Genomic DNA, 17560 nt, shown 5'->3' on the forward strand with positions numbered 1-17560 from the left:
CGCAGGGCGCTAGTTAATCTGTCCAACTTTTGGGGGGCAGTTCAAATGAATAAAAAGCCCGCCACCGATTTATCGATGGCGGGCTTTTACTTGCCGCTTAAAACTAAAAGCCTGTTGCTGCCCCTGTTAAATTGCGCCGCGTTGACGCAACAGGTCCAGCACCAACTTGACGCCTTCTTCCAGCGACAACGCCTGAGTGTCGACCACAAGGTCTGCATTCAATGGCACGTCATACGGGAAGGACTCGCCCGGAATGTTGTCGCCGCCCGCCGCATACAACCCTTGCGGGTCACGCTCGGCGCACACGGCTGGCGATGCCTGCACATACACCGTGATCAAACGGTCATCACCGATCAACGCCTTGGCCTGTTCGCGGCCTTCGGCATCCGGGGCCACGAAGGCTGCCAGTGTCAGCAAGCCCGCTTCGTTGAACTGACGCGCTACATGAGCGGCACGACGCCAGTTCTCGGTACGGCCAGCGCGATCCTGTGGCAGCCCTTTATTCAGGTCATGGCGCAGGTTCTGTCCATCCAACACGAACACCGCACGGCCCATGTCGAACAACTTGCGCTCAACCGCGTAAGCCAAGGTGCTCTTACCCGCGCCCGACAAACCACTGAACAACACCGTCGCCGGTTGCTGACCAAAACGCTGGGCGCGCTCTTCGGTGGCGACGTGGGCCAGTTCGCCGTGATGCGTCGCGCTGCCATGGCTCACCGGCGGCGCAATGATCATGCCCGCACCGACAGTGCCGTTAGTCAGACGATCGATGATGATGAACGAACCCGTGGTGCGGTTGCTTTCATAACCATCCAGCGCAATCGGCGCGTCGAGGCTGACCTTGACCTTGCCGATCTCGTTTAACTGCAACGCGCTCGCTGGGCCTTCTTCCAGCGTGTTCACGTCAACTTTGTTGACGATGCTGGCAATCGAGCCCGGTACATAGCTGGTCGCACGCTTAATGTCGTACTTCTTGCCCGGCAGCATCGGCTCCTCGGCCATCCACACCAGCATGGCTTCAAAGCTGTCAGTCACCTGCGGAACGTTATCGGCATGCACCAACAAGTCGCCACGGGAGATGTCGATCTCGTCTTCCATGGTCAGCGTTACCGCCTGCCCCGGCCCTGCGTGCTCCAGTTCACCTTCAAAAGTGACAATGGATTTGACGCGGCTGCTTTTGCCCGACGGCAAAACAACAATTTCGTCACCCTTGTGCACCACGCCGCTGGCCAACGTACCGGCGAAACCACGGAAGTTCAGGTTCGGACGGTTCACGTACTGCACAGGAAAGCGCAAATCGGTGAGGTTACGGTCAGCTGCGACCTCAACGGTTTCCAGAATTTCCATCAGCGACTGACCGGTGTACCACGGCGAGCGCTCGGACTTGTTCACCACGTTGTCGCCTTTAAGGGCAGACATCGGCACGAAATGCAGGCTCGAAGGCTTCATTTTCAAGCCCTCGGCGAACTTCAGGTAATCGGCCTTGATCGACTCGAATACACCTTGGTCAAAGTTCTTGAGGTCCATCTTATTGATGGCCACCACGATGTGTTTGATGCCCAGCAACGAGGCGATAAAGCTGTGGCGACGAGTTTGGGTCTGCACGCCGTAGCGGGCATCCACCAAAATAATCGCCAGGTCACAGGTGGATGCACCGGTGGCCATGTTGCGGGTGTACTGCTCGTGGCCTGGGGTATCGGCAATGATGAACTTGCGCTTGGCTGTCGAGAAGTAGCGATAAGCCACGTCAATCGTAATGCCCTGCTCGCGCTCGGCTTGCAGGCCGTCTACCAGCAATGCCAGGTCAATATCATCGCCGGTAGTGCCGCTCTTTTTCGAGTCACGGGTAATAGCTTCCAGATGGTCTTCGTAGATCATCTTGGAGTCGTGCAGCAGGCGCCCGATCAGGGTGCTCTTGCCGTCATCGACGTTGCCGCAGGTCAGAAAGCGCAACATCTCTTTGCGCTCATGCTGGCCCAGGTAGGCGAGGATGTCCTCGCTGATCAAATCAGAAACGTGGCTCATTGGATGAAAGCTCCAAGCGGTAAGCTTCAAGCGGCAAGCTTGTCGGCGTACAGCTAGTCAGAAATTTTGTTGATCAGGCCGCAAAGCATTTTCGAAAGCTCGCGAGTATCTGTAATCCACTTTTCAGCCAGCGGTTCTGCGATGTAAGCAATTTCACGAGCGATGATGATTTGGGTGCGTAACTCCCCACAAGAAGCTTTAGCTATCCAAAGAAAACGAACTTTTTCTTTGTCACTATAACGCTCCATACCCTCCGCAATATTGGAAGGTACAGAAAGTGCCGAGCGGGTGATCTGATCCTTGAAACCAAGATCGCCACACCGTGCAAACTTTCTGTAAACATCAACCGCCAAGCATTTGCTTCGCTGCCAAACAATCAGCTTCTCGAAATCCATAACGAGTAACCCAATCAAGGCTCGCAGCAACGGACTGCAAGCACCAAACTGCAAAGTTACGCATACCGCCCTAAACTTGCAGCTTGCTGCTTGTAACTTGAAGCTTAGAAATACCCTTGCCGTTTTTTATCTTCCATCGAGCCTGCGCCATCGTGATCGATGACCCGGCCCTGGCGCTCGGAAGTTCGCGTCAGGAGCATTTCCTGGATGATGTCGGTCAGGGTTTCAGCCTCGGACTCCACCGCGCCGGTCAGCGGGTAGCAGCCAAGCGTACGGAAACGGACCTTTTTCTTGACGATGCGCGCTTTGTCTTCGTCAGACAGGTGCTCAAGAATCCGATCGTCGTCGATCATGATCAAGGTGCCGTTCTTCTCGATGACTTCACGCTCAGCGGCGAAGTACAGCGGCACAATCGGGATGCCTTCGAGGTAGATGTACTGCCAGATGTCGAGTTCGGTCCAGTTCGACAGCGGGAATACGCGGATCGATTCGCCCTTGTTGACGTTACCGTTGTAGACATTCCACAACTCGGGACGCTGGTTTTTCGGGTCCCAGCGGTGCTTGCTGTCGCGGAAGGAGTACACACGCTCTTTGGCGCGGGACTTCTCTTCGTCGCGGCGCGCGCCACCGAAGGCAGCATCAAAACCGTACTTGTCCAGAGCCTGTTTGAGGCCCTCGGTTTTCATGATGTCGGTGTGCTTGGCACTGCCGTGGGTAAACGGGTTGATCCCTTGGGCCACGCCGTCCGGGTTGACGTGAGTGATCAAGTCCAAGCCCAACTCAGCGACCATCTTGTCGCGAAAGCTGTACATCTCTTGGAATTTCCACTGCGTGTCGACATGCATCACCGGAAACGGCAGCTTGCCAGGGAAAAATGCCTTGCGAGCAAGGTGAAGCATCACGGCGGAATCTTTACCGATCGAGTACAGCATTACCGGGTTATCGAACTCGGCGGCCACCTCGCGGATGATGTGGATGCTTTCCGCCTCCAGCTGTTTAAGGTGCGTCAGTTTGTCGACCATGGCTACTCACGAAAACTATCTTATGAACGGCCTGCGGGCCGTGTTCGAGCGGAGAATGCTAGCACAGCGCCCTCTTCTATTGAGGGCGCCAACTAGATCTAAACGATCTAAGAATAGATCGCCGGGTTTGGCCATCCCGCCCCCTTGGGTTGCTCAGCAGCCCTTCTTTTCAGGTTAAAAGCAAAGGTCCTGCGGCCCTTATCGCAGCCTGCGGCAGCGGCTACCAAAACGTTAAATCGGATTCGGGCAGTCGATAAACAGATGTTCCAGCGCAAAACGTCGCGCCAAGTAATCGCCCAGTGCTTGTACCCCGTAGCGTTCAGTGGCGTGATGCCCGGCTGCGATAAAGCTGATGTCGTTTTCGCGTGCGCTGTGAAAAGTTTGCTCCGACGCTTCGCCACTCAGGTACAGGTCAACGCCCGCCAGCACCGCCTGGTCGATGTAGCCCTGACCACCGCCCGTGCACCAGCCCACGCGGCGAATCATGTCGCTGCCTTCAATCAACAAGGGCTCGCGTCCCAATGCTTCTTGCACCCGCCGGGCAAAATCACGTGCGGTCATTGGTTCGGCCAAGGAGCCAACCAACCCCACGACTTTGCTGTTGGTCGGGTCCAGCGGCCCCTCAACGGTGATTTCCAACTGCCGCGCCAATTGCACGTTGTTGCCCACGTCTGGGTGCACGTCGAGTGGTAGGTGATACGCAAGCAAGCTGATGTCGTGCTTGAGCAGGGTTTTCAGGCGGCGCTGCTTCATGCCGGTGACGCAAGGGTCTTCGCCTTTCCAGAAATAGCCATGGTGCACCAGCACCAAATCGGCCTGAGCTTCAACCGCGGCATCAAGCAGCGCTTGGCTTGCGGTCACGCCGCTGACGATGCGCAGCACTTGCGGCCGACCTTCAACTTGCAATCCGTTAGGGCAGTAATCGCTGATGGCAGCGCAGTTCAGGTAACGATTTGCCTCTTCTACCAGCGTGCTCAGGGCGACAGCCATAAAAGACTCCTAAATAGTGCGTTCAGAGGTGCTCGTGCCCTCGTATAATGGCCGCCATTATGGGCCGTCAAGATGGCTCTGCAACCTTCAGGACTGAGCTCAATGTTTAAGGCTTTGCGTTTTTTTGGCTGGCCACTGCTGGCGGGCGTGCTTATCGCTTTGCTGATTATTCAACGTTACCCGCAATGGGTTGGCTTGCCGTCGCTGGACGTTAATCTGCAACAAGCACCGCGAACCAGTTACGTGCAGCAAGGCCCAGTCACGTATGCCGACGCTGTGACGCGGGCGGCGCCCGCTGTCGCCAACCTGTACACCACCAAAGTGGTGAATAAAAATGCCAGCCCGCTGTTCGATGACCCGCAATTCCGGCGGTTTTTCGGTAACAACGCGCCGAAGCAAAAACGTATGGAATCAAGCCTCGGTTCGGCCGTGATCATGAGCCCGGAAGGCTACTTGCTGACCAATAACCATGTGGTAAACGGCGCCGACCAGATTGTAGTGGCCCTCAAGGATGGTCGCGAAACATTGGCGCGGGTGATCGGTAGCGACCCAGAAACTGATTTGGCCGTTCTCAAGATTGACCTGAAAAACTTGCCTGCTATCACCATCGGTCGCTCCGACACATTGCGCATTGGCGACATTGCCCTCGCCATTGGCAACCCCTTTGGCGTCGGTCAAACCACGACCATGGGCATCATCAGTGCCACCGGGCGCAACCAGTTGGGCTTGAACAACTACGAAGACTTTATTCAGACCGACGCCGCGATCAACCCCGGCAATTCGGGCGGCGCGCTGGTGGACGCCAATGGCAACCTGACCGGTATCAATACCGCGATCTTCTCCGAGTCGGGTGGCTCGCAAGGGATCGGCTTTGCCATCCCGATCAATCTGGCGATGGAAGTCATGAAGTCGATTATCGAGCACGGCCAGGTTATTCGTGGCTGGCTAGGGATTGAAGTTCAGTCGCTGACGCCAGACTTGGCCGAGTCGTTTGGCATGAATGGACGCCCGGGGATTGTTGTTGCGGGGATTTTCCGTGACGGCCCGGCGCAAAAAGCCGGTATGCAACTGGGTGATGTGATCCTGAGCATCGACGGCGAACCGGCTAACGATGGTCGTCGTTCGATGAACCAGGTGGCCCGCATCAAGCCTTCAGACAAGGTGGCGATTCTGGTCTTGCGCAATGGCAAAGAGCTCAAGCTCACCGCCGAAGTGGGCCTGCGGCCGCAGCAAGAACAACCGGCGCATACCGAGAAATAAATACACACCCCCGTAGGAGCTGCCGCAGGCTGCGATCTTTTGATCTGTTAAAAGATCGCAGCCTGCGGCAGCTCCTACAGGTCGTCAGCTAGATATCGGCCAACCCTTCAATCAGCGCCGCGTTCTGCTCCGGCGTGCCGATGCTGATGCGCAGGAACTGGGCGATGCGCAGTTGCTTAAAGTGACGCACGATCACGCCCTGCTCACGCAATTTGGCCGCCAGTGCTGCCGCATCGTGTTCCGGGTGACGCGCGAAGATAAAGTTCGCCGCCGACGGCAACACGTCAAAACCCAACGCGTTTAATTGACCCACCAGGTGCTCGCGACTGTCGATCACGGCCTTACAGGTGTGCTCGAAGTACTCGCGGTCGGCAAACGCTGCCGCTGCCCCTGCAATCGCTACACGGTCCAGCGGGTAGGAGTTGAAGCTGTTTTTGATCCGCTCCAGCGCTTCGATCAAATCAGGATGACCCACCGCCAGGCCCACGCGCAAACCCGCCAGCGAGCGCGATTTGGACAGGGTCTGGGTCACCAGCAAGTTCGGATAGCGGTCCACCAGGCTGATGGCCGTCTCGCCGCCAAAGTCGATGTAGGCTTCATCCACCACAACTACCGAATCAGGACTGGCTTTGAGGATCTGCTCAACAGCGTCCAGCGCCAGCAAACGGCCGGTCGGCGCGTTGGGGTTGGGGAAGATGATGCCGCCGTTTGGCTTGGCATAGTCCGCTGGCTGGATCTGAAACTGCTCATCCAGCGGCACGGCGTCAAATTCAATGCCGTACAAACCGCAGTACACGGGGTAGAAGCTGTAGCTGATGTCCGGGAACAGCAGTGGTTTGTCGTGCTGCAACAAGCCGTTGAAGATGTGGGCCAGCACTTCGTCAGAGCCGTTGCCGAGGAACACCTGACGGGGCTGAACGCCGTAGTACTCGGCCACCGCCTGCTTGAGCAGATCGCTGTTTGGGTCCGGGTACAGACGCAGGTTGTCGTTGATCTCTGCCCGCATCGCGTCCAGCGCCTTTGGCGATGGTCCATACGGGTTTTCGTTGGTGTTGAGCTTGACCAGTTTAGTCAGTTTTGGCTGCTCGCCCGGCACGTAAGGCACCAGTTCTTTAACGAACGAACTCCAGAATTTACTCATGCTTATTGCCCCTGTTCGGTGTCGGCGATGATCCGGTATTCAGCGCTGCGAGCGTGGCCGGTCAGTGATTCGCCACGGGCCAGAATCGAGGCCGTCTTGCCCAGGTCAGAAGCACCCTGCTCCGAGCAAAAGATGATCGATGAACGCTTCTGGAAGTCATACACGCCCAGCGGCGAGGAGAAACGCGCCGTGCCGGACGTCGGCAATACGTGGTTAGGGCCTGCGCAGTAATCACCCAAGGCTTCAGACGTGTGACGCCCCATGAAGATCGCACCGGCGTGACGGATCTGCGGCAACCACGCCTGTGGGTCGGCCACCGACAGCTCCAAGTGTTCCGGGGCAATACGGTTCGCAACGTCGATGGCTTGCTGCATGTCATTGACCAGAATCAACGCACCGCGACCATTGATCGAGGTGTTGATGATGTCAGCACGTTCCATGGTCGGCAGCAGCTTGGCGATGCTGGCGGCGACTTTGTCGAGAAACTCGGCGTCCGGGCTGACCAGAATGGCTTGCGCGTCTTCGTCGTGCTCGGCTTGGGAGAACAGGTCCATGGCGATCCAGTCTGGATCGGTCTGGCCATCGCACACCACGAGGATTTCCGAAGGGCCGGCGATCATGTCGATACCCACTTGGCCAAATACGTGACGCTTGGCGGTTGCCACGTAGATATTGCCAGGGCCGACCACTTTGTCGACCTTCGGCACGCTTTCGGTGCCGTAGGCCAACGCAGCAACGGCTTGGGCACCGCCGATGGTGAACACCCGGTCAACGCCGGCGATACAGGCGGCCGCCAGCACCAACTCGTTAATTTCGCCACGCGGGGTCGGCACGACCATGACCACTTCGGCAACCCCTGCCACTTTGGCCGGAATCGCGTTCATGAGAACCGAAGACGGGTACGAGGCTTTGCCGCCTGGAACATACAAACCGGCGCGGTCCAGCGGCGTGACTTTCTGGCCCAGCACAGTGCCGTCAGCTTCGGTGTAGCTCCAAGAGTCCTGCTTCTGTTTTTCGTGGTAGCTGCGTACCCGTTGGGCGGCTTTTTCGAGCGCTTCACGTTGCGGCTCGGTGATGCGGGTCAAGGCCAGTTCCAGTCGCTCGCGTGGCAGGATCAGATCCGCCATCGAGTTAACGCTCAGCCCGTCAAAGCGCTGGGTGAACTCAACCAGTGCCGCATCGCCGCGCTCACGCACCGCCTTGATGATGTCGAGCACGCGCTGGTTAACCGAGTCATCTGACACACTTTCCCAGCTCAGCAAATGATCCAGATGCTGCGCGAAGTCTGGATCAGCAGCGTTGAGTCGGCGAATTGCGGTGGGAGCGGTCATAGCGAGGGCCTCGGTAATGGGCGAATGCTTGGAATTTATATGGTTGAGAGGTCAGGCACCACAAGACTACCAAGCCATCCGCGTGGGTACCTGAGATTTCTGGCGATTACACGGATGGATGGGCGCGACGTCAGGGATCAGCCCCTTGTCGCGCGGGTGTGTCAGCCGCGGTGTCGAGATTCCACTGCTTTGCGCAGGGTGTCGATCAGGGCTTGAATGCGGGCGTGCTGCATTTTCATCGAAGCTTTGTTAACCACCAGACGGGAACTGACGGCGGCAATGAAGTCCTGAGGTTCCAGACCATTGGCACGTAAGGTGTTGCCCGTATCGACCACGTCGATGATCTTGTCGGCCAGACCAATCAGCGGAGCCAGCTCCATAGAGCCGTACAGCTTGATGATGTCGACCTGACGGCCTTGTTCGGCGTAGTAACGCTTGGCAATGTTGACGAACTTGGTGGCAACACGCAGGCGGCCTTTAGGTTCAACGGCACCGATGGCACCGGCAGTCATCAGCTTGCACTGGGCAATCTGAAGATCCAGGGGCTCATAAAGGCCCTGGCCGCCGTATTCCATCAGTACGTCTTTACCCGCAACACCCAGGTCTGCCGCGCCATGTTCAACGTAAGTCGGCACGTCGGTGGCGCGTACGATCAACAGACGTACGTCGGGTTGTGAGGTCGGAATGATCAGCTTGCGGCTTTTGTCCGGATTCTCGGTCGGCACAATGCCCGCTTCAGCCAGAAGCGGCAGGGTGTCGTCAAGGATACGGCCCTTGGACAGTGCAATGGTCAACATGGGAAACGTAAGTCCTTATCAGGGTACTTATGCCCGGACACAATCGGCGCCGGACATGCATCGAGCCTGATAATCAGGCTCGACTTGAACGATTCGAGGCCAGGTAAAGTAACGCTTGCGAGCGCCTACGTCACCTGGCGGCTGGACACTATCCGTGTGCCCATGATGCCAGACAGCAAAAACTAGCCCGGAACGCGGCGGATTTTGGCACCCAGCATTTGCAGTTTTTCTTCGATGCACTCGTAACCACGGTCTATGTGGTAGATGCGGTCGATCAAGGTGTCGCCTTCGGCAACCAGTGCCGAGATAACCAGGCTGGCCGAAGCACGCAGGTCGGTGGCCATGACTGGCGCGCCCTTCAGCGTTTCAGTACCGGTGACGATGGCAGTGTTGCCTTCGACCTGGATCTTGGCGCCCATGCGGTGCAGTTCGTACACGTGCATGAAGCGGTTTTCGAAGATGGTCTCGATGACCGCGCCAGTGCCTTCGGCAATAGCATTGAGCGAGATGAACTGGGCTTGCATGTCCGTCGGGAACGCCGGGTACGGAGCCGTACGCACGTTCACCGCTTTAGGACGCTTGCCGTGCATGTTCAGCTCGATCCAGTCTTCACCGGTGGTGATCTCGGCGCCCGATTCCTTGAGTTTCTCAAGCACGGCTTCAAGAATGGTCGGATCGGTGTCCTTGACCTTCACGCGTCCGCCAGTCACAGCGGCAGCAACCAGGTAGGTGCCGGTTTCGATACGGTCTGGCATCACGCGGTAGACCGCAGGGTGCAGGCGCTCAACACCGTCAATGGTGATGGTGTCGCTGCCCGCGCCGCTGACGTTGGCGCCCATGGCGTTCAGGAAGTTGGCCAGGTCGACGACTTCAGGTTCACGGGCGGCGTTTTGCAGCACGCTGCGGCCTTTGGCCAGTGCTGCGGCCATCATGATGTTTTCAGTGCCGGTTACGCTGACGGTGTCAAAGAAGAAGTTCGCACCGCGCAAGCCGCCTTCTGGCGCCTTGGCCTTGATGTAACCGCCTTCAACGTCAATCACTGCGCCCATGGCTTCAAGGCCACGGATGTGCAGGTCGACTGGACGCGAACCAATGGCGCAACCGCCTGGCAACGCCACTTCGGCGTAACCAAAACGAGCAACCATCGGGCCCAACACCAAGATCGAAGCACGCATGGTTTTAACCAGTTCGTACGGAGCGATCAGGGTTTTGATGGTGCGCGGGTCGATTTCAACGCTTAGCTTTTCATCAATCACCGGCTCAATGCCCATGCGACCGAACAACTCGATCATGGTGGTGATGTCATGCAGGTGCGGCAGGTTAGCCACAGTCACCGCGCCATCGCACAGCAAGGTAGCTGCCAGAATCGGCAGAGCGGAGTTCTTCGCCCCGGAAATACGGATTTCGCCATCAAGACGAACACCGCCGGTAATAATCAATTTATCCATAACAATCTCGACGCCTATTGGCTCAGGGGGCTCAGGCGCGCTCGGCCCAGGCCGCGCTGCTGAAGAATTTCATAGTGACCGCATGGATGCTGCCATCAGCGATCCAGGGGTTCAAATGGGCATAAATGCTTTGTTGACGCTTGACCGGGCTCAGAGCCACCAGTTCGTCACTAATCACGTTCAGCTGAAAGTTGCAGCCTTCGCCCTCAACTTCTACCTGGGTTCCAGGCAGCTTTCCCTCAAGAAAGCTCTTCACTTCTACGGCCTGCATGCTCAACCTCAATCGGCGCCAAACGCGCGCTGGTCGGCCATCATACAAAAAAGCCCCGCGCCTGCGAACCCCGCATAACAGGACTCTGACGGGGGGCTTTTCTATAAATGGCTATTAATGATGTGCCAGCAACTCGGTCAGACCCGAAACCTGAGCGATTTCGCGCATGTCGTCGGGCAAACCGGTAATGCTCATTGGCTTGTTCAGGGCTTGTGCGTCACGGATGTAACACAGCAACAATGACAAACCGACACTGCTGGATTTGGTGACTGCCGAGCAATCCACCACCAGGGCTTTGGCCAAGGCCTTTTTGATCAGGGCCTGGCCTTCCTTGCGCAAGCGAGGGCCAGTCTGATAGTCGAGCACGCCGCTGAGGCGCAACTCGCTTTCGCCAGCCAGGGTTACGGCCGCGTCAGTCATTGCTCAGCGGCCTTAGGAGCAGCTTTGTCGGTTGTTTCTTTGGCCTTGGCGACTTCGCCAGCCCAACCGTCAATGGTTTTATCCAGGTTGTTGCCATTGCGCTGCATGGCATCGGCGAATTGATCACGGAAAAGCTTGCCAATATTAATGCCATTGAGAATCACGTTACGGACTTTCCACTCACCATTAATCTTCACTAAGGTGTAGGAGATAGGGTAAATGGCGCCATTTTCACCCGTCACGGTCATATCGACACTCGTGCGCTCACCACTTTCATCCTTGGCAGGCTTCACTACGATGCCTTTGTTCTTGTACTCAAGTAAGGCATTGCCATAGAACTGAATTAGGCTGCGCTTGAAGTTTTCCTCGAATCGCGCCATCTGCGCAGGCGAGGCGTTGCGCGAGTACTTGACGGTCATGATGCTTTTGGAAATACCGTCAGCATCCACCACAGGCCCAACAATGTCGTTCAGGGCATCGTAGAACTTGGTTGGGTCTGTCTTGTACTGCTCTTTGTTAGCAGCCAGATCAGCCAGCAGTCGAGTCGTGGTATCGGAAACGATGTCATGGGCAGACTGCCCCGGTGCAGCGCTTGCCATCAGGGGCATCGCTGCCGCCAACATGATCAGCAGGCCACGGCGCAAGAGAGAAATCATCTAAAAGCTCCTTATTTGGCTTCTTTGCTAACGGTATTCATCAGGAACTTGCCGATCAGGTCTTCGAGGACCAGCGACGACTGAGTGTCGTGAATGGTGCCACCATCCTTGAGCACAGCGTCTTCACCGCCCACGCTAATTCCGATGTACTTCTCGCCCAACAGGCCAGCTGTGAGAATAGACGCTGTCGAATCGGTCGGCAGGTTATCCACTTTCTTTTCCAGTTGCAGGGTGACACGGGCCGTGAAGTTGTCACGGTCCAGATCAATCGCAGTGACCTTGCCTATGGTTACGCCCGCCATTGTGACTTTGGCACGCACCGTCAGACCGGCAATGTTGTCAAAGTAGGCATATAGCTTGTAGGTGTCTGTACTGGCCGTCGGCGACAGCCCACTGACTCGCAGGGCAAGTAACAGTAAAGCCAGGATGCCAGCCAGCAGGAACAGGCCGACACCGATTTCCATGGTGCGGTTTTGCATCAGAAATCTCCAAACATCAAGGCGGTCAAAATAAAGTCCAGCCCGAGGACTGCCAGGGAGGCATACACCACGGTCTTGGTAGTGGCACGGCTGATCCCCTCTGATGTGGGCTCACAGTCATAACCTTGAAACACAGCAATCCAGGTCACCACAAAAGCGAAGACGATGCTTTTGATGATCCCGTTAATGACGTCACCACTGAAGGTCACGCTGTTTTGCATATTGGCCCAGTAAGAACCGTCGTAGACGCCTAGCCAATCTACCGCGACCCACGAACCGCCCCAGATCCCGACCACACTGAAAATCATCGCCAGCAGCGGCAGGGAAATGAATCCGGCCCACAAGCGCGGCGCAATGATGTACTTGAGCGGGTCGACGCCGATCATTTCTAGGCTAGACAATTGCTCGGTCGATTTCATGTTGCCGATTTCAGCGGTCAATGCAGACCCGGCGCGACCAGCAAACAATAGAGCCGTCACAACTGGCCCTAGTTCCCGCAGCAGAGTCAGGGCGACCATTTGTCCAACGGCCTGTTCAGAGCCATAGCTGGACAAAATACTGAAGCCTTGCAGCGCCAGCACCATGCCGATGAACACCCCGGACACCACAATGATCACCAGCGACATGACACCGACAGAGTGCAGTTGCTTGAGCAGCAGACCAAATCCACCGCCAATGCCGCCACGCCCCAGCAATGCGTGAAACAGGAAGATCGTCGAACGCCCCAGCACCGAGACCATGTCGATCCCGGCTCGGCCGAACAATCCGACACGATCAATAATTGATTTTTTGGGCATCAACGCTTCCCCAACAGATCGGTTCGGTAGTCTGACGCCGGAAAATGGAACGGAACCGGGCCATCCGGATCGCCGTTCATGAACTGGCGTATGCGCGGATTATCGGCATTCATCAGTTCTTCTGGCGTGCCCTGCCCCAACACCTGACCATCACCGACGACGTATAAATAGTCGGAAATACTCGCTGTTTCAGCCAAGTCGTGGGAAACCACGATGCTGGTGATGCCCAACGCGTCGTTGAGCAGGCGGATCAGCCGCACCAGCACCCCCATGGCAATGGGGTCTTGCCCCACAAAAGGCTCGTCATACATCAGGATTTGCGGGTCCATAGCAATCGCCCGGGCCAACGCCACACGACGCTTCATGCCCCCCGACAGCTCGTCGGGCATCAGGTTGATTGCCCCACGCAACCCCACCGCCTGCAATTTAAGCAGAACGATGTCACGAATCATCTCTTCGGGCAGTTGAGTGTGGACGCGCAGCGGGAACGCTACGTTTTCGAACACGTCCAGGTCGGTGAACAACGCTCCGCTCTGAAACAACACACCCATGTGCTTGCGAGCATCGAACAGATCACTGCGCGACAAGGTCGGCAGATTCTGGCCGTTGACCCACACTTCGCCGTTGCTGGGACGCAGTTGCATTCCCATCAAGCGCAGAAGGGTAGTCTTGCCGCAGCCGGACGGACCCATGATCCCCGTGACTTTGCCACGCGGAATTCGAATATCGACATTATTGAAGATGCTGCGCGTACCGCGCTTGAAGGAAACCCCCTTCAGCTCGACCGCGTAGGCGTTATCGGCGCTCATCTAAACTCCTTGCGATGCAGCTTCTGCCTCTCACCCGGACACCAAGCTTCTGGTTAGGAAGCACGCGTTCCCTGAGCGGGCCGAACTGGCGGCGAACTATACCACTGCTGATACGGACCGCCCAAGGCCGATGGAGTGCCCTCTAAGGCTACTGACAGTTAAATAAATTCGATTTATCCATAAGTCCAACAGTACCTTGTTACCTGAAGCAACAAAGCACGACGATCAAGCGTGAGGGAATTGTGCATAACCGCTATAATCGCTGCCTTTTCTCAGGCTACCCGACCTTAAACATGAGCCAATCCAGCGACTTGATTCAATCTGCCCAACGCACCATCCGCCTCGAACTGGAAGCCGTAGAAGGTTTGCTGACCCATATCGACGCTGATTTTGTACGCGCTTGCGAGATGATTCTGGCAAGCAAGGGCCGAGTAGTCGTGGTCGGCATGGGCAAATCGGGGCATGTAGGCAGCAAGATTGCCGCCACCCTGGCCAGCACCGGCACCACGGCCTTTTTTGTTCATCCCGCTGAAGCCAGCCATGGCGACATGGGCATGATTACTCGCGAGGACATCATCCTCGCCCTGTCCAACTCCGGGACAACAGCTGAAATCGTAACCCTGCTGCCATTGATCAAGCGCCTGGGTATTAAACTGATCAGCGTGACCGGCAACCCGAACTCGACGCTGGCAAAGGCTGCCGAAGTGAACCTCAATGTTCATGTCGACCACGAGGCCTGCCCGCTGAACCTTGCACCGACATCCTCCACCACGGCTGCTCTGGTCATGGGCGATGCCCTGGCCGTGGCGCTGCTGGACGCTCGCGGCTTTACTGCTGAAGACTTTGCCTTCTCGCACCCTGGCGGCGCCTTGGGCCGCCGCTTGCTGCTGAAGGTCGAGAACGTCATGCATTCGGGCGATGAATTGCCGAAAGTAGTCCGCGGCACTTCGCTTAAAGAAGCCTTGATGGAAATGACCCACAAAAGCTTGGGCATGACGGTCATCGTAGAAGAAGACGGTCAACTCGCCGGGATTTTTACCGACGGAGACCTGCGTCGCACCTTGGACCGTGAAATTGACATCCGCAATGCAACCATTGATTCAGTCATGACACCGCATGGCAAAACGGCCCGGGCCGAGATGCTCGCGGCTGAAGCCTTGAAAATCATGGAGGACCACAAAATCAGTGCGCTGGTGGTTGTCGACAAAGAAAACCGCCCAGTTGGCGCCTTGAACATGCACGACTTGTTGCGCGCAGGAGTAATGTAATGACCAGCGAACTGCTTAAACGCGGCAAAGACATCAAACTCGCGATTTTCGACGTCGATGGCGTTCTAACCGACGGCCGTCTGTATTTTCTCGAAGACGGCAGCGAATTTAAGACGTTTAACACCCTCGACGGCCAAGGCATCAAGATGCTCATGGCCGCGGGCGTGCAAACAGCAATCATCAGTGGTCGCAAGACGCCTGTGGTCGAACGCCGCGCACAAAACCTAGGCATCCCGCATCTTTATCAGGGCCGCGAAGATAAATTGGTGGTATTGGACGAACTTCTCGGCCAACTCGGCCTAAGCTATGAGCAGGTGGCCTATTTGGGCGATGACCTGCCCGACTTGCCGGTTATTCGCCGGGTCGGCTTGGGCATGGCGGTTGCCAATGCTGCCAGTTTTGTTCGCGAGCACGCCCACGGTGTCACCCAAGCACGCGGCGGAGAAGGTGCTGCCCGCGAGTTTTGCGAGCTCATCCTGCGCGCCCAAGGCCGCCTGGATGCAGCACACGCCGCCTACTTATAGAGCTTTCCATGCTTAGTAAAAAAATTCGTAACACGCTGCTATTCACTGTCATTGCCGCGATTTTCGCGGCAGTGGGCTACTGGAATATTAGCCCGGAGCGTTTTCTCGACCAGCCGGCAGCGGCCGTCGACGAAACCGCTATCGACTATTACGCAACCAATGCGCATAGCCTGCAGTACCTGCCGGACGGCAAGCTGCAATACGAAATGACATCAGACAAGGTCGAACATTTGAAGGCTTCTGAAGTCACATTACTGACCAAGCCAGACCTGCAAATGTATCGCGGCACACCCTACCCTTGGCACGTGCAAAGCGAGCGCGGCGAAGTCAATCCGGACGGCAGCCAGGTCGAACTAATCGATTCCGTGCGCGTTGCCCGCACGGACGAAAAAAACCGCACTACGATTATTACCAGTACCCGCATGACTGTATTCCCGCAGAAGCAATATGCGCAGACTGATCGAGACGTTAGAATCGACGGCGCTGGTGGTGTGACGACTGGCAAGGGCATGAAAGCATATTTGAAAGACGGCAGGATGGACCTGCTGTCCAACGTAAGAGGACAGTATGAGTCTCGTTAAAACCCTCCCTTTATTGCTCAGCTTGAGCGCAGCACTGGGAAGCGTGAGCGCCTGGGCTCTGCCGAATGATAATGAACAGCCTATCCGTATTCAGGCCAACGAAGCCCAGCTTGATGACAAGCAAGGCGTCGCGACCTACAAGGGCGATGTCATCATCACCCAGGGCTCAATGAAAATTACCGGCAACACCGTCACCATTACCCGCGATGCAGCGGGCGAAATTGACGTGGTGACATCGGTAGGCAACCTGGCTTACTTCGAGCAACTGCAAAAAGCCACTGACCCTAAACCGGTTCAAGCGTATGCCGTGACAATTCAATACCATGCGCCGCAAAACCGCATCGTGCTGATCGACAAGGCCAAAGTCATCAATGACGGCAACACAACCGAAGGCGAGAAGATCGTCTACGACACCGTGAAACAAGTTGCCAATGCTGGTCGTGCCAATGGCACCAATGTCACCACGCCTCGCCCACGCATTGATATGGTGATTCAGCCGAAGAAGAAAACCGACCAGCAGAAGGCCCAGTAATGGCAACTCTGAAAGCCCAGCACTTGGCTAAAAGCTACAAGAGCCGCCAAGTGGTACGTGACGTGAGCCTGTCAATCGATAGCGGACAAATCGTTGGCTTGCTCGGCCCAAACGGCGCGGGTAAAACGACCTGTTTCTACATGATCGTTGGCCTGGTTCAGGCCGACCAGGGGCGCGTTCTGATCGACGACTTGGACGTCAGCCACCAGCCTATGCACGGCCGCGCACGGGCCGGTATCGGCTATCTACCACAAGAAGCCTCGATTTTTCGCAAACTGTCGGTCGCCGATAACATCATGGCGATTCTCGAAACGCGCCAAGAGCTCGACAAGGCCGGTCGTCGCAAAGAACTGGAAAGCCTGCTCCAGGAATTCCATATCAACCACATTCGCGACAGCCTCGGCATGAGCTTGTCCGGTGGTGAGCGTCGTCGGGTTGAGATTGCCCGCGCACTGGCGACCAACCCTAAGTTCATTCTGCTCGATGAACCATTTGCAGGCGTAGACCCCATCTCCGTGGGTGACATCAAGCAAATCATTCACCACCTCAAAGCCAAGGGCATTGGCGTGCTGATCACCGATCACAATGTCCGTGAAACCCTCGATATCTGCGAAACGGCTTATATCGTCAACGACGGCCAACTGATCGCTGAAGGCGATGCTGAAACGATTCTTGCCAACGAGTTGGTGCGAGAAGTGTACTTGGGTCACGAGTTCCGCCTCTAAACCCACAGGGGAGCGGGTCCTAGAGTATTGAGCAATCGTACGCATTGCTCAGTCTTTCAGGGACCGCACTCACGCCGTTATCGGCTATA

The 17560-nt window shown here is 56.6% G+C and carries 20 protein-coding genes; 6 read left to right on the top strand and 14 right to left on the bottom strand.

The genetic code is table 11. The features are described 5' to 3' along the window. Positions 1-126: 126 nt before the first annotated feature. The 4 genes from cysN to B347_RS0106115 form a co-directional block, all read right to left on the bottom strand. Positions 127-2025, bottom strand: coding sequence for a sulfate adenylyltransferase subunit CysN (cysN, locus tag B347_RS0106100; protein WP_019408818.1), 1899 nt, complete (start codon positions 2023-2025; stop codon positions 127-129). A 53-nt stretch (positions 2026-2078) separates the two neighbouring features. Then, complete coding sequence (locus B347_RS0106105) at positions 2079-2420, bottom strand: four helix bundle protein (RefSeq protein ID WP_019408819.1); 342 nt, start codon at positions 2418-2420, stop codon at positions 2079-2081. A 104-nt stretch (positions 2421-2524) separates the two neighbouring features. After that, a complete protein-coding gene (gene cysD, locus B347_RS0106110; protein WP_019408820.1) occupies positions 2525-3442 on the bottom strand; it encodes a sulfate adenylyltransferase subunit CysD in 918 nt (305 codons plus the stop codon). 231 nt (positions 3443-3673) lie between these two features. Continuing rightward, on the bottom strand, positions 3674-4432 hold the full coding sequence (locus B347_RS0106115) for a Nif3-like dinuclear metal center hexameric protein (protein WP_019408821.1): 759 nt from the start codon (positions 4430-4432) through the stop codon (positions 3674-3676). A 102-nt stretch (positions 4433-4534) separates the two neighbouring features. Here B347_RS0106115 and algW point away from each other — a divergent pair, with 102 nt between their 5' ends. Then, positions 4535-5692 (top strand): Do family serine endopeptidase AlgW, encoded by a 1158-nt coding sequence (gene algW / locus B347_RS0106120; protein WP_019408822.1) that lies wholly within the window; start codon positions 4535-4537, stop codon positions 5690-5692. Positions 5693-5780: 88 nt separating this feature from the next. Here algW and hisC read toward each other — a convergent pair whose 3' ends face one another. The 10 genes from hisC to B347_RS0106170 all read right to left on the bottom strand — a co-directional run bounded on the left by hisC (position 5781) and on the right by B347_RS0106170 (position 13841). Next, the gene (gene hisC, locus B347_RS0106125; protein WP_019408823.1) at positions 5781-6833 is read right to left on the bottom strand and encodes a histidinol-phosphate transaminase; all 1053 of its coding nucleotides are present in this window, start codon (positions 6831-6833) and stop codon (positions 5781-5783) included. Positions 6834-6835: 2 nt separating this feature from the next. Then, positions 6836-8164, bottom strand: coding sequence for a histidinol dehydrogenase (gene hisD / locus B347_RS0106130; protein ID WP_019408824.1), 1329 nt, complete (start codon positions 8162-8164; stop codon positions 6836-6838). A gap of 161 nt (positions 8165-8325) precedes the next feature. Further along, positions 8326-8961, bottom strand: coding sequence for an ATP phosphoribosyltransferase (gene hisG / locus B347_RS0106135; protein WP_019408825.1), 636 nt, complete (start codon positions 8959-8961; stop codon positions 8326-8328). Positions 8962-9143: 182 nt separating this feature from the next. Further along, positions 9144-10409: a UDP-N-acetylglucosamine 1-carboxyvinyltransferase gene (murA, locus tag B347_RS0106140; protein ID WP_019408826.1), complete on the bottom strand. Its 1266-nt coding sequence runs from the start codon at positions 10407-10409 to the stop codon at positions 9144-9146. A 31-nt stretch (positions 10410-10440) separates the two neighbouring features. Beyond that, positions 10441-10680: a BolA family protein gene (locus tag B347_RS0106145; RefSeq protein ID WP_019408827.1), complete on the bottom strand. Its 240-nt coding sequence runs from the start codon at positions 10678-10680 to the stop codon at positions 10441-10443. Between the two features lie 114 nt (positions 10681-10794). After that, complete coding sequence (locus B347_RS0106150; RefSeq protein ID WP_019408828.1) at positions 10795-11100, bottom strand: STAS domain-containing protein; 306 nt, start codon at positions 11098-11100, stop codon at positions 10795-10797. Continuing rightward, complete coding sequence (locus B347_RS0106155; RefSeq protein ID WP_019408829.1) at positions 11097-11756, bottom strand: MlaC/ttg2D family ABC transporter substrate-binding protein; 660 nt, start codon at positions 11754-11756, stop codon at positions 11097-11099. Before B347_RS0106155 ends, B347_RS0106150 begins: the two co-directional genes overlap by 4 nt. Before the next feature lie 11 nt (positions 11757-11767). Then, positions 11768-12235 (bottom strand): outer membrane lipid asymmetry maintenance protein MlaD, encoded by a 468-nt coding sequence (gene mlaD / locus B347_RS0106160; RefSeq protein ID WP_019408830.1) that lies wholly within the window; start codon positions 12233-12235, stop codon positions 11768-11770. Next, positions 12235-13032, bottom strand: a complete 798-nt coding sequence (gene mlaE, locus B347_RS0106165) for a lipid asymmetry maintenance ABC transporter permease subunit MlaE (RefSeq protein WP_019408831.1) — start codon at positions 13030-13032, stop codon at positions 12235-12237. Before mlaE ends, mlaD begins: the two co-directional genes overlap by 1 nt. After that, positions 13032-13841, bottom strand: a complete 810-nt coding sequence (locus tag B347_RS0106170; protein WP_019408832.1) for an ATP-binding cassette domain-containing protein — start codon at positions 13839-13841, stop codon at positions 13032-13034. The genes mlaE and B347_RS0106170 overlap by 1 nt, the downstream gene beginning before the upstream one ends. Positions 13842-14134: 293 nt before the next feature. On the opposite strand from B347_RS0106170, the gene B347_RS0106175 reads away from it, so the two are divergent. From B347_RS0106175 to lptB, 5 genes are read left to right on the top strand one after another with little or no spacing between them, the layout of a single operon-like run. Beyond that, on the top strand, positions 14135-15109 hold the full coding sequence (locus B347_RS0106175) for a KpsF/GutQ family sugar-phosphate isomerase (RefSeq protein WP_019408833.1): 975 nt from the start codon (positions 14135-14137) through the stop codon (positions 15107-15109). Beyond that, on the top strand, positions 15109-15633 hold the full coding sequence (locus B347_RS0106180) for a KdsC family phosphatase (protein WP_019408834.1): 525 nt from the start codon (positions 15109-15111) through the stop codon (positions 15631-15633). The genes B347_RS0106175 and B347_RS0106180 overlap by 1 nt, the downstream gene beginning before the upstream one ends. Before the next feature lie 8 nt (positions 15634-15641). Continuing rightward, entirely contained in the window at positions 15642-16214 is a 573-nt protein-coding gene (gene lptC / locus B347_RS0106185) for an LPS export ABC transporter periplasmic protein LptC (protein ID WP_019408835.1), read from the top strand. Then, entirely contained in the window at positions 16201-16746 is a 546-nt protein-coding gene (lptA, locus tag B347_RS0106190; RefSeq protein WP_019408836.1) for a lipopolysaccharide transport periplasmic protein LptA, read from the top strand. The genes lptC and lptA overlap by 14 nt, the downstream gene beginning before the upstream one ends. Beyond that, on the top strand, positions 16746-17471 hold the full coding sequence (gene lptB / locus B347_RS0106195) for an LPS export ABC transporter ATP-binding protein (RefSeq protein WP_019408837.1): 726 nt from the start codon (positions 16746-16748) through the stop codon (positions 17469-17471). Before lptA ends, lptB begins: the two co-directional genes overlap by 1 nt. Positions 17472-17560: the final 89 nt, after the last annotated feature.

The sequence above is a fragment of the Pseudomonas psychrophila HA-4 genome (assembly GCF_000282975.1).
Taxonomy (GTDB): Bacteria; Pseudomonadota; Gammaproteobacteria; order Pseudomonadales; family Pseudomonadaceae; genus Aquipseudomonas; species Aquipseudomonas psychrophila_A.

Coding starts and splice junctions, on each gene's coding strand:
- mlaE (WP_019408831.1), bottom strand. CDS start 13,032: ATGCCCAAAAAATCAATTATTGATCGTGTCGGATTGTTCGGCCGAGCC.
- cysN (WP_019408818.1), bottom strand. CDS start 2,025: ATGAGCCACGTTTCTGATTTGATCAGCGAGGACATCCTCGCCTACCTG.
- B347_RS0106175 (WP_019408833.1), top strand. CDS start 14,135: ATGAGCCAATCCAGCGACTTGATTCAATCTGCCCAACGCACCATCCGC.
- B347_RS0106150 (WP_019408828.1), bottom strand. CDS start 11,100: ATGACTGACGCGGCCGTAACCCTGGCTGGCGAAAGCGAGTTGCGCCTC.
- mlaD (WP_019408830.1), bottom strand. CDS start 12,235: ATGCAAAACCGCACCATGGAAATCGGTGTCGGCCTGTTCCTGCTGGCT.
- murA (WP_019408826.1), bottom strand. CDS start 10,409: ATGGATAAATTGATTATTACCGGCGGTGTTCGTCTTGATGGCGAAATC.
- lptA (WP_019408836.1), top strand. CDS start 16,201: ATGAGTCTCGTTAAAACCCTCCCTTTATTGCTCAGCTTGAGCGCAGCA.
- B347_RS0106180 (WP_019408834.1), top strand. CDS start 15,109: ATGACCAGCGAACTGCTTAAACGCGGCAAAGACATCAAACTCGCGATT.
- B347_RS0106145 (WP_019408827.1), bottom strand. CDS start 10,680: ATGCAGGCCGTAGAAGTGAAGAGCTTTCTTGAGGGAAAGCTGCCTGGA.
- lptB (WP_019408837.1), top strand. CDS start 16,746: ATGGCAACTCTGAAAGCCCAGCACTTGGCTAAAAGCTACAAGAGCCGC.
- B347_RS0106170 (WP_019408832.1), bottom strand. CDS start 13,841: ATGAGCGCCGATAACGCCTACGCGGTCGAGCTGAAGGGGGTTTCCTTC.
- algW (WP_019408822.1), top strand. CDS start 4,535: ATGTTTAAGGCTTTGCGTTTTTTTGGCTGGCCACTGCTGGCGGGCGTG.
- cysD (WP_019408820.1), bottom strand. CDS start 3,442: ATGGTCGACAAACTGACGCACCTTAAACAGCTGGAGGCGGAAAGCATC.
- lptC (WP_019408835.1), top strand. CDS start 15,642: ATGCTTAGTAAAAAAATTCGTAACACGCTGCTATTCACTGTCATTGCC.
- hisG (WP_019408825.1), bottom strand. CDS start 8,961: ATGTTGACCATTGCACTGTCCAAGGGCCGTATCCTTGACGACACCCTG.
- hisC (WP_019408823.1), bottom strand. CDS start 6,833: ATGAGTAAATTCTGGAGTTCGTTCGTTAAAGAACTGGTGCCTTACGTG.
- B347_RS0106155 (WP_019408829.1), bottom strand. CDS start 11,756: ATGATTTCTCTCTTGCGCCGTGGCCTGCTGATCATGTTGGCGGCAGCG.
- B347_RS0106115 (WP_019408821.1), bottom strand. CDS start 4,432: ATGGCTGTCGCCCTGAGCACGCTGGTAGAAGAGGCAAATCGTTACCTG.
- B347_RS0106105 (WP_019408819.1), bottom strand. CDS start 2,420: ATGGATTTCGAGAAGCTGATTGTTTGGCAGCGAAGCAAATGCTTGGCG.
- hisD (WP_019408824.1), bottom strand. CDS start 8,164: ATGACCGCTCCCACCGCAATTCGCCGACTCAACGCTGCTGATCCAGAC.